The sequence below is a fragment of the Arcobacter sp. AHV-9/2010 genome (assembly GCF_004116575.1).
GTDB lineage: Bacteria > Campylobacterota > Campylobacteria > Campylobacterales > Arcobacteraceae > Aliarcobacter > Aliarcobacter skirrowii.
Genome location: NZ_PDKH01000030.1, coordinates 1 through 428, shown reverse-complemented (window position 1 = coordinate 428; position 428 = coordinate 1). Strand labels below are relative to the sequence as shown.

The following is a 428-nucleotide window of genomic DNA, read 5'->3' as shown; positions in this document are numbered from 1 at the left end:
TTTTTAACATCACCAATTAATCTTAATTGATCCATAACTTTTTCATTTGCTCCACCGTGAGCAGAACCCCATAATGCAGAAATACCAGAAGCAATTGCAACATAAGGGTGAGCTTCAGTTGAACCAACATTTCTAACTGTTGTAGTTGAAGCATTTTGTTCGTGGTCAGCATGTAAAGTTAAGATAGCATCTAAAGCATCTACTTCAACTTGCTTGATTTCATCATTTTTACCATCACCTAAGTATTTCATACTTCCACCTGGATAAGCTCTTAACATATATAAGAAGTTTTCAGTAAAGTATTTATTTACATCTGGATAAATTAATGGAGTACCAATTGAGTTTCTATAAGCCATAGCTGCAATAGTAGGCATTTTAGCTAGGATTCTTCTTCTCATAGTTTTGAATTGTTCTTCATCTTCTAAGTG

The 428-nt window shown here is 33.6% G+C and carries 1 protein-coding gene; it reads right to left on the bottom strand.

All coding sequences use genetic code 11. From position 1 onward, the window contains the following. Positions 1 to 428 (bottom strand): citrate/2-methylcitrate synthase (locus tag CRU94_RS09565; RefSeq protein ID WP_309109242.1); only part of this gene is annotated, 428 nt, incomplete at both ends.